General features: G+C 57.1%; 13 protein-coding genes. 2 read left to right on the plus strand and 11 right to left on the minus strand.

What is annotated here, in order from left to right; genetic code table 11:
- Nucleotides 1-18: 18 nt before the first annotated feature.
- The 5 genes from ACSPHG_RS12445 to yncE all read right to left on the minus strand — a co-directional run bounded on the left by ACSPHG_RS12445 (nucleotide 19) and on the right by yncE (nucleotide 5,208).
- Nucleotides 19-954 carry a TauD/TfdA dioxygenase family protein gene (locus tag ACSPHG_RS12445; RefSeq protein ID WP_435953810.1) on the minus strand — a complete coding sequence of 312 codons (936 nt, stop codon included), beginning with the start codon at nucleotides 952-954 and terminating at the stop codon, nucleotides 19-21.
- A gap of 200 nt (nucleotides 955-1,154) precedes the next feature.
- On the minus strand, nucleotides 1,155-2,645 hold the full coding sequence (locus ACSPHG_RS12450; protein WP_435953811.1) for a glucosyltransferase domain-containing protein: 1,491 nt from the start codon (nucleotides 2,643-2,645) through the stop codon (nucleotides 1,155-1,157).
- Entirely contained in the window at nucleotides 2,635-3,591 is a 957-nt protein-coding gene (locus ACSPHG_RS12455) for a glycosyltransferase family 2 protein (RefSeq protein WP_435953812.1), read from the minus strand. Before ACSPHG_RS12455 ends, ACSPHG_RS12450 begins: the two co-directional genes overlap by 11 nt.
- Complete coding sequence (locus ACSPHG_RS12460; RefSeq protein ID WP_435953813.1) at nucleotides 3,588-3,989, minus strand: GtrA family protein; 402 nt, start codon at nucleotides 3,987-3,989, stop codon at nucleotides 3,588-3,590. Before ACSPHG_RS12460 ends, ACSPHG_RS12455 begins: the two co-directional genes overlap by 4 nt.
- Before the next feature lie 148 nt (nucleotides 3,990-4,137).
- Nucleotides 4,138-5,208 carry a 7-bladed beta-propeller protein YncE gene (yncE, locus tag ACSPHG_RS12465; RefSeq protein ID WP_435953814.1) on the minus strand — a complete coding sequence of 357 codons (1,071 nt, stop codon included), beginning with the start codon at nucleotides 5,206-5,208 and terminating at the stop codon, nucleotides 4,138-4,140.
- A gap of 383 nt (nucleotides 5,209-5,591) precedes the next feature.
- On the opposite strand from yncE, the gene ACSPHG_RS12470 reads away from it, so the two are divergent.
- Complete coding sequence (locus ACSPHG_RS12470; RefSeq protein ID WP_435956011.1) at nucleotides 5,592-7,736, plus strand: TonB-dependent siderophore receptor; 2,145 nt, start codon at nucleotides 5,592-5,594, stop codon at nucleotides 7,734-7,736.
- Between the two features lie 52 nt (nucleotides 7,737-7,788).
- On the opposite strand, the gene ACSPHG_RS12475 is transcribed toward ACSPHG_RS12470, so the two are convergent.
- Genes ACSPHG_RS12475 through ACSPHG_RS12495 form a run of 5 tightly spaced genes read right to left on the minus strand, consistent with a single transcriptional unit; the run spans nucleotide 7,789 to nucleotide 13,105 of the window.
- Nucleotides 7,789-8,547, minus strand: a complete 759-nt coding sequence (locus tag ACSPHG_RS12475) for an alpha/beta fold hydrolase (protein WP_435953815.1) — start codon at nucleotides 8,545-8,547, stop codon at nucleotides 7,789-7,791.
- Between the two features lie 56 nt (nucleotides 8,548-8,603).
- On the minus strand, nucleotides 8,604-9,722 hold the full coding sequence (locus ACSPHG_RS12480) for a Gfo/Idh/MocA family protein (RefSeq protein WP_435953816.1): 1,119 nt from the start codon (nucleotides 9,720-9,722) through the stop codon (nucleotides 8,604-8,606).
- The gene (locus tag ACSPHG_RS12485; protein ID WP_435953817.1) at nucleotides 9,719-10,780 is read right to left on the minus strand and encodes a sugar phosphate isomerase/epimerase family protein; all 1,062 of its coding nucleotides are present in this window, start codon (nucleotides 10,778-10,780) and stop codon (nucleotides 9,719-9,721) included. The genes ACSPHG_RS12480 and ACSPHG_RS12485 overlap by 4 nt, the downstream gene beginning before the upstream one ends.
- Entirely contained in the window at nucleotides 10,780-11,868 is a 1,089-nt protein-coding gene (locus ACSPHG_RS12490) for a Gfo/Idh/MocA family protein (RefSeq protein ID WP_435953818.1), read from the minus strand. Before ACSPHG_RS12490 ends, ACSPHG_RS12485 begins: the two co-directional genes overlap by 1 nt.
- Entirely contained in the window at nucleotides 11,858-13,105 is a 1,248-nt protein-coding gene (locus ACSPHG_RS12495) for an MFS transporter (RefSeq protein WP_435953819.1), read from the minus strand. Before ACSPHG_RS12495 ends, ACSPHG_RS12490 begins: the two co-directional genes overlap by 11 nt.
- A 184-nt stretch (nucleotides 13,106-13,289) precedes the next feature.
- Here ACSPHG_RS12495 and ACSPHG_RS12500 point away from each other — a divergent pair, with 184 nt between their 5' ends.
- Entirely contained in the window at nucleotides 13,290-14,261 is a 972-nt protein-coding gene (locus ACSPHG_RS12500) for a LacI family DNA-binding transcriptional regulator (protein WP_435953820.1), read from the plus strand.
- Between the two features lie 25 nt (nucleotides 14,262-14,286).
- Here ACSPHG_RS12500 and ACSPHG_RS12505 read toward each other — a convergent pair whose 3' ends face one another.
- On the minus strand, nucleotides 14,287-14,715 hold the full coding sequence (locus ACSPHG_RS12505; RefSeq protein ID WP_435953821.1) for a VOC family protein: 429 nt from the start codon (nucleotides 14,713-14,715) through the stop codon (nucleotides 14,287-14,289).
- Nucleotides 14,716-15,467: the final 752 nt, after the last annotated feature.

Genomic DNA, 15,467 nt, shown 5'->3' on the forward strand with positions numbered 1-15,467 from the left:
GTTCCTTTTTATTATCGATCAGGCAACGGCGCTGACCGGCGACTGCTGGTCAGGATGGGAAATCGTGCGGCTGCGGCTGCCGTCTACGGCTATGGCCGGTTCGCCTTCGATGGTGACGCGACGTACCAGCCGCGGCTGGCTGCCGTAATCGTTCACCGCGTAGTGCTGCGTTGAGCGGTTATCCCAGATCGCCACGTCGTCCTGCTGCCAGCGCCAGCGCACGGTGTTTTCCAGCTGAATAACGCGATTTTGCAGCAGTTCGAAAATGCGGGCGGATTCGCGGCTGCTAAAGCCGGACAGGCGCTTGAAGAAGTGCCCCAGCAGCAGCGCTTTTTCGCCGCTCACCGGGTGAACGTGAACCAGCGGGTGCTCCGCCTCGTAGACCGCAGAGACAAACACCTTGCGATGGTGATCCAGCCGCTGCTGCTCGGCCACCACGCGCTCCGCGCCGTAGTCATAATCGTTGCTGTGCACCGCGCGCAGGCTTTCTGCGAAACGTTTTAAATCGTCGGGGAGTTTTTCGTAGGCGGTCACTGTGTTCGCCCAGACGGTATCACCGCCGTATTCCGGGATCTGCACGCCGCGCAGAATGGAAATTTTCGGGAAGGCTTCCACAAAGGTCACGTCGGTGTGCCAGGAGTCCGCGCGGCCGCCGCCTTTCGACGCGTCCAGCTCAAAGAGTTTGGTGCCGCTCGGCGATGGTACCGTTGGGTGCGCCACCACTTTTCCAAACAGCGCCCCAAACGCCTGATGCGCCTCGTCCGTTAACTGCGTCTGATTGCGGAAAAACAGAACTTTATATTTCACCAGCGCGGCTTCTATTTGCGAAAAAGTTTCCGCGTCGATATCTGGCGTTATTTTCACATCCAAAACTTCCGCACCGATATTACCGGCAACGCGGCGAAGAGTAAGATTTGGAAATTCAGCATCAACCTGAGAAGAATGAATCGTCATAGCGGCGGACCCTCAAATGTTAAGTGAATCCGCAGTATAGAAACAGGAAATTAACAATTAAAAGAATGGATATTTATAAGAAAAGATTTTTTGCCTGGCAAAGCTTAGTTATTTTTTAGATAAGGAGAATGGTAAGAATTTTATGGATGGGGAGAGTTTGTAGGTCGGGCAGCGCAGCGCCACCCGACGCAGAACGACAATCAACAGCGCGGCGTAAAATCAACGATAGCCGTCGTGCGGTAAAGATAAAGCCGGTAATCACAGCTTCGCGAAATAAACGCCTCAGGCTTAAATTCTGCCATTTCAGGCGTTAATTTAACAATCGGCAGGCTCGTCGCGCGGTTCTGGAAGAAATAAGGATAGGTATAGGTCGGCACCGCCGGGCGAACCGCCTCTATCAGCGGAAATGATTTTTTTGCGATGCCGGTATCCGGGAATCGTTGCAGCACGCTTAGAAACGCGACGTTCTCAGCCCCGCCCGTGCGCGCCAGGTCGGCTTTAATCATCCACATAACGGAGGATAAATAATCCTGCTCTTTTTTCATGGTGTTAAAAACGGCGGTCATCATCACCGCCGAATAAAGCAGGTCGAGCGCAAAACCCGCCACCAGCAGCGCGTGTAATTTTTTTGGCAAGACGCTAAATAAAATAAGCATTGAAAATAGCGTAATGGCGCTAAACCCCGGCAGCATTCTTGGCGCGACCACGGGGTTATTAAGCACCAGCGATACGCCGGGCAAAAGCAGCATTAACAGCAGCGGAGATATAACGACTAATGCTGCGATTAGCGTCCGGTGCCGCCTGCCGCTATCGGCCAAATTATTTTTAACCAGCGGAAACACGCAGCACCACGCCAGCAGCAGGGGCACCACGACGAAAACGCCCTTCCAGTCCGGATAGGCAAGCCTTATTAAGGCATAAAAATCTTTTACCGTGCTGGCCGTGTCGGCAAACGTATGCCTCGCGGGGGAAATAAGCTCGCTGTGAATCAGGCTGTATTCATCCATCGTCAGAAGCGGAACGACGACGAATCTATAAACCACAATCGCCGCGACGATGGAACAGGCTTTATCAAGCAGGAAATAAATAATCGGCTTATCGCGCAGCGTTAAGGCCAGCGCGGCGATAACGACACAGCTTAAATAGAGATTAACCGCCAGCTGGTAAAGCATCAGGGCGCATAAAAGCATACCGCCGGAAGCGGCGATATTTTTTAGCCGCGTGCCGGAACTCGCCGTTGCCGCCAGCATCGCTAACGAAAATGCGCCGAGAATGCTCGCCGAATCCCACGTATACAGCATGGGCTGCGCAAGAAAAGGGTTAACCACCACCCCCAGACACAGCAGCAGCTGGGCTACCGGAGAAAGGTTTAGCTTCAGCCCCGCCACGAAGTACACGGCGCTAAAGCTTAACGCCGCAAGGCCCGCCAACAGCGGTAAAGGCGAGATATCGTTTATCGACGAACCGAAGGAAAGAAAATAGTGCAGCGCGGTGGTTAACGGCCTGCCGTTTAGCATCCAGGCATCGCCCGTTCCGTTGGCGAGGCGCATAAAATCATCGCCGTAATACATTTTATTCGTCCACAGCGGCACGGACACTAACAGGCTGACGGCGAAGGTAATAAGGAAATACGGTAACAGCCCAGAGTTATTGTTCTGATGTGATAATGCACGCTCAACGTTATTCTGCATCTTGCTTCTCTGCGTTTTTATTCTCAGGGAGGATGCTTTCAATAATATATCTGGGCCTTTTCTTGGTTTCGGTGAAAATACGTCCGATATACTCACCGAGAATACCAATGCCGATAAGCTGCACGCCGCCTAAAAAGAGCAGCGCCGTCATCAGCGACGCATAGCCCGGAACGGCGTTGCCCCAGATTAGTTTGGATATAATCAGCCAGCCGCCGTACAGCAGCGAACAGACCGCGACGCACGCGCCGAAATAGGTCCACACGCGCAGGGGCAGCGTGGAAAAAGAGGTAATGCCGTCGAGCGCAAAATTCCACAGCTTCCAGCTATTAAACCGCGACTTGCCCTTCGCCCGTTCGGTGCGGCTATATTCGACGATGGCGACTTTACCGCCGACCCAGGACATCAGCCCTTTCATAAACAGCGTTCTTTCCGGCAGCGCGATAATTTTGTCTACCGTTGCGCGCGAAAGCAGGCGAAAGTCGCCCACCTCCGGGACGATTTTTTCTTTGCTCAGCGAGTTATGAACGTAGTAATAGCCCCTGGCGCATAGGCGTTTAATCAGCCCGTCGCCTTCACGTTTTTTACGCCGGGCAAGCACCACGTCGGCCCCTTTTTGCCACTCGGCCACAAGCGTGGGCAGCAGGCTGACCGGATCCTGGAGATCGACATCCATCGGGATAATCGCCTCGCCCGCCGCGTGTTTCAACCCGGCAAATAAGGCGGCCTCTTTGCCAAAATTCCGGCTGAGGTTAATAAGAACGATATGCCGGTCATTCGCCTGCAGAGCGGTAATTACCGCGCGCGTGTTATCCGAGCTGCCGTCATTAACGAAAACGATCTCGATAATATATTCTTCGTTGGCAAGACGAATGTCGCGCACGCTCTGATAAAAAAGCGGAATGCTGGCCTCTTCGTTAAATACCGGCACAACGATGGATATCATCATAATGGCCTATCTCCGAACGCAATAAATCTCGCGTATAGATAACCGCATACGAGGCTGATGGCCGAAAATAGACAGAGCGTGAGGAGAGGATGAAAGCGAAATACCTGCCCCGCCATGCCAATTAACCCGGCCATTACCGCCATGAAAGGCGTATACACGAAATATGTCCGCAGGGAGGGCGTCGTGCTGAAAGTCCAGCGGGCGTTGGCGAAATAGCTGAAGGTTACCGCGACAATAAATGCGCAAATATTCGCGCTCGCCTGCCCCATATGAAAGCCCAGGTCCAGAACGAGAAAAACGCCCCAGTGGATGCAGGTATTTAGCCCCCCGGTACAGAGGTAGCGAAAGAACATCTTATTGGCAAATAGCCCGGCGATTCTACGAATGAATTTTTGCACATTAGCCCGTGGCGAGTAGACGAACAACGTCCTTGCTAATGAGAAGTGTAGATAGGCAGCGGATTTACGCAAGCGCTGCGCTGGGAAAGCGTTAAGGTTTTCAAAACGAAAGATCTTCCCCACAGGCGCAGGGAAGATCGCATAACGATTATTTAAAGCTGATGCGCACCACGTCGTCCGGGCTGGTTGGCTCTTTGTCGCGGGAGCCTGGCTGCTTCACGCTAACAAACAGCGTCTGGCCGTCGGCGGACAGCGCGAGGCTGTTCGGATGCGTTGGGGTATCGATGGTGTCGAGCACCTTGTAGGTTTTCGCATCGATAACGCTAACTTTACCGGATTCACGGTGCGTGACGTAAACCTCGTTACGCTGCGGGTTATACAGCACGGCCAGCGATACCGGCAGCGCGATTTCCTTCAGAACCTTGCCGTTCTGGGTATCAACAACCAGCAGCTGCGCCGCTTTGGAATCGGTGATAAACGCGCGGTGGTTAGCGGTATCCAGGCTCAGGTTCAGGTAGAAGTGCTCGCCTTCCTGAAGCTTGCTGCGGGACACCACTTTGTTGGTTGTGGTGTCGATAGCGATCAGCTCGTTGTCGGCGTTGGTCATATAGATACGTGACGCTTTCGGGTCGATAGCAAGCCCGGTCGCTGATTTACCCAGGCCTTCGATGGTGTTGCGCAGCGTCAGGTTTTCGCCGTCGACCACCCACAGCACGCTCGACGCCCCAAGCCCGCCGACATAAACGGTGTTGGTCGCTTCATTAACCACCAGCTCGCGCGGCGCAAACGGGCGCACTTCTTTCGTGCGCTTGCGCTCGTCCAGCACCAGCGTTTTCTTCACGTCCCCCGTTTTCGCGTCAATGGCGGTCACCGCGCTGCTGGTCGTGTTACCGATAAACAGCGTGCCGGTGGCGTGGTTAACGGCCATGCCGAACGGCTTAAGGTTGTTGTGAATCGCCTGGGTGATTTCAAGCGTAGCCGGGTCAAGACGGTAAACCACTCCGCCCTTATCAAGCTTGCGGCTCTGGGAAGTGGAGACATACAGCGCCGACGGCTCGCCGGTTACCGCCAGCTCATAGGCACCTTTCCCAACCGGCTTGCGGTCTACGGTGAAATTCGTTTCGGCAAACAGCGAGGTCGAAAACAGGAAGGTTGAAAGCGCGAGGATCGGCAAAGTGCGACGCTTTGTCCGAATGGCAAATTCCGTTGAAGAAAACATACATCTCCTTAATGCAATTGCAGGTTCAAAAGTTCCTTCCCCAAACGATTCGTATCGTCGTACCGCTTTGTAAACTTCCGCGCTCGGGTCGGGAGAGAGGCCAATTATTTATGCTGGTAATGATTATCATTATCTCGCCGCAAAAGTAAATAATTATCATTAGCAAAATGCCTTGTATCGAAGTATTTGATGAATAGGGAGAAAATAATTTTCAGCGTAAAGATTGTGGGCGAAATGTGGGGAAATTATGAAGATTACCGCATGAGGTTGTAATGATAACAATTATCATTACTATCCAGCCCTGCGCTAATTTGTTTCACAATATGGAAATTCCAGGTATGAATGTAAAAAATAATTACAGCAAAACACGGCTGGCGATATTAATGGCCGGTCTTTGCAGCGGCGGGGCTTGGGCGGCGGAAGAACCTCTTCTGGCGGAAGGCGACACGATGGTCGTGCAGGCGACGGCGGAACAGGAGCTTAAGCAACAGCCGGGGGTGTCGATTATCACCGCCGAAGACATTCAAAAAGATCCGCCGGTCAACGACCTCTCCGACATCATTCGTAAAATGCCCGGCGTTAACCTCACCGGCAACAGCGCAAGCGGCAGCCGCGGCAACAACCGTCAGATAGATATTCGCGGCATGGGGCCGGAAAACACCCTGATTCTGGTCGACGGCGTGCCGGTCACCTCCCGCAACTCCGTGCGCTACAGCTGGCGCGGCGAAAGGGATACTCGCGGCGACACCAACTGGGTACCGCCGGAAATGGTCGAGCGCATTGAAGTGCTGCGCGGCCCGGCGGCGGCGCGCTACGGCTCCGGTGCCGCAGGCGGCGTGGTGAACATTATCACCAAGCGCCCGACCAACGACTGGCACGGCTCCCTCTCGCTCTATACCAACCAGCCGGAAAACGATAAAGAAGGTGCGACCAGGCGCGCAAACTTCAACCTCAGCGGCCCGCTGGCGGGCGACGCGCTGACCATGCGCCTGTACGGCAACATCAATAAAACCGACGCCGACGATTACGACATCAACACCCAGCAAAACGGCTCCTACGCCGCCGGTCGTGAAGGGGTTCGCAACAAGGACATCAACGCCCTGCTTTCCTGGAAGCTCACGCCGACGCAGATCTTCGATTTTGAATACGGCTACAGCCGCCAGGGCAATATCTACGCTGGCGACACGCAGTACAGCAACGGCAACATCAGCCCGAACGGCGTCGTCGAGCAGCTTTACGGCCAGGAAACCAACCGCCTGTATCGCCAGAACTACGGCATCACGCACAACGGCGTGTGGGACTGGGGCCAGTCCAAGGTCGGCGTCTACTACGAGAAAACCAACAACACCCGCCTGAATGAAGGCTCGACGGGCCGCGTGGAAGGGATGATCAACAGCGACACCTTCGAAACCAGCCGTCTTGAAGACTACCGCTCCACCGCCGAGGTGAACGTTCCGCTGTACCTGCTGTTCGACCAGACCATTACGCTTGGCGCGGAATGGGAGCGCCAGGAGCTGAACGACCCGGCGTCGATGACGGCTACCACCGCCGCCGATGATGACATCAACGGCGTGTCGGGCGATCCGTCAAAACGCAGCACCAAAAACAGCGCCAACACCAGCGCGGTCTATTTTGAAGACAATATCGAAGCGACCGAAAGCACCTATATCATTCCCGGCCTGCGCTTTGACTACCACAACCAGTTCGGCGGCAACTGGAGCCCGAGCCTCAACGTTTCCCAGGGGCTGGGCGACCTCTTCAAGCTGAAGGCCGGTATCGCACGCGCCTTCAAAGCGCCAAACCTCTACCAGTCCAGCGAAGGCTACCTGCTCGCCACGCGCGGCAACGGCTGCCCGAATACCGTTGAAAGCGGCAGCTGCTATCTGCTGGGCAACGACGATCTGGATCCGGAAATCAGCATCAATAAAGAGGTCGGCCTGGAGTTTGCGTGGGAAGGCTACGCGGCGGGCGTCACCTGGTTCAGAAACGATTACAAAAACAAAATCGTTTCCGGCACCGACGTCATCGGCAAAACCACCAACAACTACAATATCCTGCGCTGGGAAAACGGCGGCAAGGCGGTCGTGGAAGGTCTGGAAGCGAACCTGACGGTGCCGCTGATTGAGGACAGGCTGAGCTGGCGCACCAACGGCACCTATATGATCAAATCCGAAAGCAAAAAAACCGGCAACCCGCTGTCGGTGATCCCGGAGTATACGGTGAACACCATGCTCGACTGGCAGGTTACGGACAAGCTTTCCGCCAACACCACCTGGACGATGTATGGCCGCCAGAAGCCGCGTGAATATGCGGAAATCCGCAACGAGGTCGCCTCGCTGTCCACGAAAGAAGTCGGCGCGTATTCCATCGTTGGCGTGGGCGTGAACTATCAGCTCACCAAAAACCTGCGCGCCAACACCGGGGTAAGCAACCTGTTCGATAAGCAGATTTATCGCGAAAACGAAGGGGCTTCAACCTACAACGAACCGGGCCGCGCCTACTATGCAGGCGTGACCATGTCCTTCTGATAAAACGGGCGGGTAGCCTTTACCCGCCCTAACCGCCCTAACCGCCCTAAATCTACAGATTGCAACAGAAGCCCGACAGCGCGCGGGCAAGCCCGGCCGGATTTTCCCATGACATCGAATGCCCGGCGTTTGGGATAACGGTTGTCGATATCCCAAGCGCCTGAATAGCGCTAAAGTCGGCGTCCGGCAGGGATTTCTCGCCAAAGATGAGCGACTTCTGTAGCTGAAGCGTCGTGAAAATTTCAAACCACGTTGGCTCAACGCCCTTCACCAGGCTTACCGCCTCGCGCCACATGGCATGGGGCGCGGTATTGAGCAGGCAGCCGGCCCACGGCGATTGTTCAGCGGCAAGCATTTCGCCATAGCCACGGCGAACAAACTCGTCTTCCGTTTGCGCGGCAATGCCGCTGCTGAACGCCCCGCCGCCCGCGCGGAAATTCGGCTCCGACACGATAAGCCCGGCGATTTTAGCGGGCATCAACGCCGCAACTTCAATGGCGATGCTGCCGCCCATGCTGTGGCCATAAAGGTAAAAACGGTGCAGGCCAAGATGTTCGACCAGCTCGGCGATGACCGCCGCCTGATCGGACGTGCCATAGGCGTAATCTTTCGGCTTTTCGCTATAGCCGCTGCCCGGCAGGTCAACCAGCACGCTGCGGCGGTTGCCGAACGCCGGGTCAGCGAAAACGCGCGGGTACTCATAGGACGCGGCGCAGCCGAGGCCGTGAATAAACAGCAAAGGCACCCCGCCGCCGGGTAAATCATGGTAACGAACCCGGCAGCGGGCATGTTGGGAAGCAAAAGTCTGCATGTTGATTCCTTTCATTTTACGATAACTGTAATTATATACAGTGCACCGCAAAATGGCTACCACTCAAGCCAGGCACCATCCTGTTCACTGCTGGCGCAAAGCGTTTCGATAAAGCGCATGCCGGATAATCCCTCGACGATGCCCGGCAGCAGCGGCGCGTTGCCACCGCGAATTTTCACCGCCGCCTCGCGGTAAATCTGTGCAAAACCTTCCAGATACCCCTCCGGGTGCCCGGCAGGCGTGCGGCACTGGTGGCGGATAGAATCGTGGTTGTTCACCCCATTACGCGTGACAACGTAACTATTGCCGTGCAGCGGCTGAATTTCCAGAATTTCGGGCTGCTGCTGGCGGAAGCACATGCTGCCCCGGCTGCCGACCACGCGCAGACGCAGATCGTTCTCAAAACCCGGCGCGACCTGGCTTGCCCACAGCCGCCCGCGCGCGCCGTTTGCGTAGCGCATTTCGGCGTAAACCTCGTCGTCAAGCTCGCGGCCTTCGATGCGGGTCAGCAGCTCGCCGCGCACCGACACCGGCTCCATGCCGGTAACGAAAGCCGCAAGCTGCCAGGCGTGGGTGCCGATATCGCCGATGGCGCCCGCGCCGGCAAACTGCGCCTTGCCGCGCCAGCTCGCCTGCTTGTTGTCCGTCAGCTCCAGCCTGTCGTTCAGCCAGCCCTGCAAATACTCCACCTCCACGTTGCGAACGTCGCCAATTTCGCTGTTGGCGATGCGCGCCCGCGCCTCCCGCACCATCGGCAGCGCGCTGTAGTTATGGGTAAGAATGAAATGGCAGCCGGATTCGTTCAGCAAAAACGCCAGCTCCTCGCCCTCGGCAAGCGTGATGCCCAGCGGCTTGTCGCAGATAACGTGGATCTTCTTTTCCAGAAAGGCTTTGGCGATGGGCACGTGCAAAAAGTTAGGCGTCACTATCGCCACCGCCTCGATGCCGTCGGGCCTTGCGGCCTCACGTTCGGCCATCTCCTGCCAGCTTGCGTAGCTGCGTTCCGGCGCGACAAACAGCGCCTCGCCGCTGCGTTTTGCGACCTCTGCCGAGGAGGAAAACGCCCCGGCGACCAGCTCGAACTGGTCGTCAAGCCGGGCGGCAATGCGGTGTACGCCGCCGATAAACGAGCCTTCGCCGCCGCCCACCATACCTAATCGAATGCGCTTCATCATTCCGCCTCCAGCCCAAGCATTTTGCGTACCGCCGAGGTTTCGCTGCCGCGCAGGGCGAAGTCGTCAAAGGCGTATTCGGCGACGGGAATAATGTGCTCGGCGATAAATTTCGCCCCTTCCCGCGCCCCCGCGTCGCCCGATTTCAGGCAGCATTCCCACTCAAGCGTAGCCCACCCGGCGTAGTCGTACTGGGCGAGTTTGCTGAAAATGCCCTTAAAATCGACCTGCCCGTCGCCGAGCGAGCGGAAGCGGCCGGGGCGATCCAGCCACGGCTGGAACCCGGCGTAAACGCCGCTTTTCGCAGAGCGTTGAAACTCCGCGTCTTTAACGTGAAATGCCTTAATGCGGGTGTGGTAGAGATCGATAAACCCGAGGTAGTCCATGTGCTGCAACAGCATGTGGCTCGGATCGTACAGAATGTTGCAGCGCGGATGGTTATCGACCAGGGCCAGAAAACGCTCAAAGGTCACGCCGTCGTGCAGATCTTCCCCCGGATGCAGCTCGAAGCAGACGTCGACCCCCGCCTCGTCGAAGCTGTCCAGCACCGGCCGCCAGCGCCTGGCCAGCGCCTTAAAAGCCTCGTCGATCAGCACCGCGTTGCGCGGCGGCCACGGGTAAAAATAGGGCCAGGCGAGCGCGCCGGAAAACGTGGCGTGCGCTTTTAGCCCTAAGTTTTGCGAGGCGCGGGCCGCCTGCTTCAGGCTGGCAATGCCCCACTGCTGGCGCGCGGCGGCATCGTGAGCCAGCTCCGCGGGCGCAAAACCGGCAAAGGCCGCGTCATACGCGGGATGAACCGCAATAAGCTGCCCCTGCAAGTGCGTGGAAAGCTCGCTAATTTCAAGCCCCACGTTCGCCAGCGTGCCGCTGACCTCCGCGCAGTAGTCCCGGCTTTCCGCCGCTTTGCGCAGATCGAAAATATGCGGTAAATGCGTCGGGATCTGCACCGCCTTATAGCCCATGCCCGCGGCCCAAGCGGCCAGCGTATCCAGCGAGTTAAACGGCGGCCGGTCGCCAATAAACTGGGAGAGAAAAATCGACGGGCCTTTCAGGGTTTTCATTACAACACCTCCTTAATTTGCACCGTGCGCTGCTCGCGAACCGCCCGGTCCGCCGCCAGCACCACGGCCAGGCTTTCAATGGCCTGCTGTTGATGCAGCGATAAATCGCTGTCTTCAAAAATAGCGCGCGCGAAGAACTGCTGTTCGAGGCGGCAAAGCGCAAAGTGGTCCGGTTCGTCCGCCGCCGAAATCCACTCGTCCGGCTGCGCGAACGCGCCGCTGGCATCAAGCTGCGAATGGTGCAGACGCAGGGATTCGGTGCGCGTGTGCGCCTCAACGCTTGCGGACTGGCCTTCGCCCCCCGCTTCCCGCGCGACGATCGACGCGGAGCCAAGCGGGCCGATGACGTCCTTAATAAAGAACGCCGTCTGGCTCATCATCGGCCCCCAGCCCGCCTCGTACCAGCCGACGGAGCCGTCGGCAAAACGCACCTGGAGCTGCCCGTAGTTGAACTGGTCAGCGGCGATCTCATCGGTTAAACGCGCGCCGATCGCGCTAACGGCTAGCGGGCTGGCCTGCGTCATCTGGCACATCACGTCCAGATAGTGCACGCCGCAGTCGACGATGGGCGACAGCGACTGCATCAGCATTTTGTGCGTTTGCCAGGCGTGGCCGGCGCTTTGCTGGTTGAGGTTCATGCGCATCACCAGCGGCTTGCCGAGGCTTTGCGCCAGCGCAATAAACTGCCGCCACGCGGGGTGATGACGAAGGATATAGCCGACCACCAGCTGTTTGCCCGCCAGCTGCGCCGTTGCCACCACGCGCTTTGCGCCCGCAACCGTCGTGGCGAGCGGCTTTTCGAGAAACACGTGGCAGCCTGCGGCAAGCGCCCGCAGGGCCAACACCTCATGGCTATCGGGCCAGGTGGCGATGCACACCGCGTCGGGCTGCGCCTGCCGGATGGCTTCGGGCATATCGTCGAACAGCGGAATATTTTCCCCAAGCTGCGCTTTTAAACGCTCCTTTGACGCCCCGCGAGACACCAGCCCGCACAGCGTAAACTCCGGCAGCGCTTCGTAGGCCATGGCGTGAGCCGCGCCCATATTGCCGCAGCCCACCACCAGCACTCGCAGTGCCCTATCGGCCATCCTTCGCCCCTTCTTTATAGTTGAAGGTGAAGAAGAAGATGGCGGCGATAACTACCGCGGCGATGGCCGGGAGCCACCAGAACTGCTGCCACTGCACCAGCGCTTCGGCCCCCTGCGCGGTCACCGAACGATTGAACACCGCGCCGCTGATCTGCGAGCCGATAAGCATCCCCAGCCCGTAGGTGAACAATACCAGCAGGCTTTGCGCCTGGCCTTTCACCTTGTCGCCCGCCACCTTGTCGGTATAGATAAAGCCGATGACGAAGAAGAAGTCGTAGCACACGCCGTGCAGAATAATGCCGATGTAAATCATCCAGCGGGTTTCTTCCGCGACGCTGAGCGCGAACATGGCGTAGCGCGCAAACCACGCCAGCATGCCGATCAGCAGCATCATTTTGATGCCCAGGCGGCGGAAGAAGAACGGGATCAGCAGCATAAAGAACAGTTCGGACATCTGGCCGAACGCCATCACCCCGCTGACGTTCTCAAAGCCCAGCGCGGAGATAAACGGCGCGGCGTAGGCGTAGTAGGCGGCGAGCGGAATGGAAATCAGCGTGGCGCAGATGATAAACACCATGAAGTGGCGCTGTTTGAGCAGGGCAAAGGCGTCGGCGCACAGCAGGTCGCGCATCGACAGCGGCTTGCCGCGATCCGGCGCGGGGGTATTGGGTAGCGTAAAGCTGTATATCCCCAGCACCACCGACGCCACCGCCGCCAGGGTGAAGATGCCCGTGCTGTCCGACAGCCCGCTCATGCCGACGATTAAACCGGCGACGATCCAGCCGATGGTGCCGAAGGCGCGCACGATCGGGAAGCCCTTCTCGCTGTTGGCAAGGCTGTGGAACGCCACGTTATTGCTGAGCGCAATGGTCGGCATGTAGCAAAGCATGTAGGCGAACACCACCCACAGCAGCCCGGTCTGCCCGCTTTCGAACAGGCTCGGCAGCCACCACAGCAGGGCCGCGCCGACGAGGTGCAAAATGCCCAACACCTTCTGCGAGGCAAAGAAACGGTCCACCAGCATGCCGAGGACAAACGGCGACAGGATCGACGCGATAGGCCCGGTGGAATAGGCATCGCCAATCACCGCGCTAAGGCCATATTTCCCCATCACCACGCCGAGCGTGACGTACCACGCCCCCCAGACGAAAAATTCCAGAAACATCATGAGCGACAGGCGCGGGATAACCCATTTATGGGCGATGACCTGAGCCCCAACGGCTGAGTGAGAAGACATAAATCCTCCGCAGAAGGTAGAGATATAAGGGTAAGAGGTTATTTTTGTAATCGATTACATTAACACTTCATTAAAAATGTAATCGATTTCAGAGGGGTTTCCATCATGCAGATGAATTATTTGATATTATCGATTCAGATCTGGAATGTGCTTCACAAATAATCAGTTTGTACAAAGGAGCAGCATGTCGATAGATAAAGTGGCACGAACCGCGGGGGTGTCGACCGCGACGGTTTCAAGGGTGCTGAACGGCAATCCTGGGGTAAAGCCCGATACCCGCGACAGGGTGCTCGCCGCGATAGAACGTTGCGATTATCAGCCCAATCTTCTGGCCCGCCAGCTGCGAACGGCGCGCAGCCGCATGCTGCTGGTGCTGGTTTCCAACATCACCAACCCCTTCTGCGCCCGCGTGGTGCGCGGCATTGAAGAGGAAGCGGAAAAACAGGGCTATCACATTCTGCTGTGCAATTCGGAATCGCGCCTGACGCGGGAGTCCGCCTATTTGCAGCTGCTGAGCGGCAAGGTCGTCGACGGCGTGATCACCATGGATGCCATTAGCTGCCTGCCCGGCCTGACCACGCTTATCGGTGACGCGCCGTGGGTACAGTGCGGCGAAGGCGATCCGGGCTACAACGCCTCGTCGGTGACTATCGACAACTTCAAAGCGGCGGCGGCGGCGGTCGATCATCTCGCAAGCGCGGGCTACAGGCGTATTGCTTTGATCAACGGCGACCTGCGCTACCTCTATTCCCAGCAGCGCGAGGCAGGCTATCGCGCCGGGCGAGGCGGCGCGTGGCAGGCCGTGGTCTATGCCGATTCGCTGGAATACCAGGCGGGCGTGCAGGCGATGGCGGAACTCTTCACCCTGCCCGAGCCGCCGGATGCGGTGTTTGCCATTTCCGACGCGCTGGCCGGTGGCGCGTTGCATTATGCCCATGAACACGGCCTGCGCGTGCCGCAGGACGTCGCAATCATGGGCTTTGACGGCGTGCCGTTCGGCGCGGTCACCACCCCACCGCTCACCACCGTCGAACAGCCCATGCACCAGCTCGGCGTGCGCAGCGTGCAGCTGCTGCTGGAAAGAATTGATAATCCGGAAGTGGAAACGGTAAACGAGATTCTGGACTGGAAGCTGGTGGTGCGGGGGTCGGTTTAGATGAGCGCCCGGGCCGTCGTATCGGCTACAGCTTTTGCGCAATATCCCAGATAAAACCAAAGGGATCTTCCAGCCGCGCTTTTAGATCCCCCCAGAACATTTCGCTGGGTTCACTCAACATCTTTGCGCCAGCCCGCGTCATATCGCCGGCCAGCGTTTGAACGTCATCGACATACATATAGAAAATAAAGGGCGTCACGGCCCCTGACGTTTGCGGGCTGACTAGGCCTGAGTCCCAGCCTTCTTTGTTTAGCGTAAAGTTGGTGCCACGGTAGCGCATGCGCGCAAAAAGCAGCTCCCCTTCGCCGCCCTCAATCTCGGCAAGCGCCACCATCCCCATTGCGCCCGTGTAGAAATCTACCGCAGCGCTTACGTCACGCACGTTAAGCGCGGTGGTCAGCCACGTAAGGCCACTCACGTCACTGAACAGAAAAACCGGCAGCCAATGACGCATGTGGGGATCATTAAAGAATGCTACCGGCCCCGCGTGGTCAGGCTGCGGGAAACCGGCACCTGGTGGGTCAGTGAATGAGGTCTGCGCTTCAGAAAATCCACCGGCGCTGCAGTCGGAAGCGGCGTCTGGAGTGCAAACCGTCTTGATTTGCAGAGCATCAGGGAAATACAGCCTGAAGATTAACGGTCGCCGGTTAATCCCTATAGGCTCCGACGGGCTCACCAGGCTGGGAAAGCCTCTTTCGCTTTCACACATACTCCACCTTCCGGATCAGGATTCTGGCAGGTGGCGCACCCGATGTGCCAACCGCCGCGCCTCTTTCTGATCCCCGTATTCCTGCCCCATTTTGTCCTTAACACAGGCGTGTCACGTTTTCACTCCAACAGTTTATTAAGGTAAAACATTCATATTTATAATCCTGTCTGATATAAATGGCTCAACTGATACAGGAGTGACTTCGTGGACCATAATTCTTACCTGAAAAATTTACTGTATGCGCTCATATTCTTCAGCCTTATCTACTTTCTTGCATTACTGGGAGGTAAGGATTTCCTTAAGGCAAATATTTACTACTTTTCTTACGCAGCTCTGAGCTCGCTGCTGTTCCCGTTTGCGATTTCATTGGTAAGGGAGATGCAAAAAAATTTGCTTGCGCTTCCGCACTGGAACCGGTGGGTGGGTTTTTTATGTCTGGTGTTGGCTATACCATTAGGTCTGATATATCTCATCCGGAAATAAAATATTTTTCCGCT

The sequence above is a fragment of the Dryocola baronae genome, from assembly GCF_051297175.1.
Lineage (GTDB): Bacteria > Pseudomonadota > Gammaproteobacteria > Enterobacterales > Enterobacteriaceae > Dryocola.

Bases quoted from the DNA above. Each gene is read 5' to 3' on its own strand.
- ACSPHG_RS12470 (WP_435956011.1), top strand. From the start codon at position 5,592: ATGGCCGGTCTTTGCAGCGGCGGGGCTTGGGCGGCGGAAGAACCTCTT.
- yncE (WP_435953814.1), bottom strand. From the start codon at position 5,208: ATGTTTTCTTCAACGGAATTTGCCATTCGGACAAAGCGTCGCACTTTG.
- ACSPHG_RS12475 (WP_435953815.1), bottom strand. From the start codon at position 8,547: ATGCAGACTTTTGCTTCCCAACATGCCCGCTGCCGGGTTCGTTACCAT.
- ACSPHG_RS12445 (WP_435953810.1), bottom strand. From the start codon at position 954: ATGACGATTCATTCTTCTCAGGTTGATGCTGAATTTCCAAATCTTACT.
- ACSPHG_RS12505 (WP_435953821.1), bottom strand. From the start codon at position 14,715: ATGCGTCATTGGCTGCCGGTTTTTCTGTTCAGTGACGTGAGTGGCCTT.
- ACSPHG_RS12495 (WP_435953819.1), bottom strand. From the start codon at position 13,105: ATGTCTTCTCACTCAGCCGTTGGGGCTCAGGTCATCGCCCATAAATGG.
- ACSPHG_RS12450 (WP_435953811.1), bottom strand. From the start codon at position 2,645: ATGCAGAATAACGTTGAGCGTGCATTATCACATCAGAACAATAACTCT.
- ACSPHG_RS12490 (WP_435953818.1), bottom strand. From the start codon at position 11,868: ATGGCCGATAGGGCACTGCGAGTGCTGGTGGTGGGCTGCGGCAATATG.
- ACSPHG_RS12500 (WP_435953820.1), top strand. From the start codon at position 13,290: ATGTCGATAGATAAAGTGGCACGAACCGCGGGGGTGTCGACCGCGACG.
- ACSPHG_RS12485 (WP_435953817.1), bottom strand. From the start codon at position 10,780: ATGAAAACCCTGAAAGGCCCGTCGATTTTTCTCTCCCAGTTTATTGGC.
- ACSPHG_RS12455 (WP_435953812.1), bottom strand. From the start codon at position 3,591: ATGATGATATCCATCGTTGTGCCGGTATTTAACGAAGAGGCCAGCATT.
- ACSPHG_RS12480 (WP_435953816.1), bottom strand. From the start codon at position 9,722: ATGATGAAGCGCATTCGATTAGGTATGGTGGGCGGCGGCGAAGGCTCG.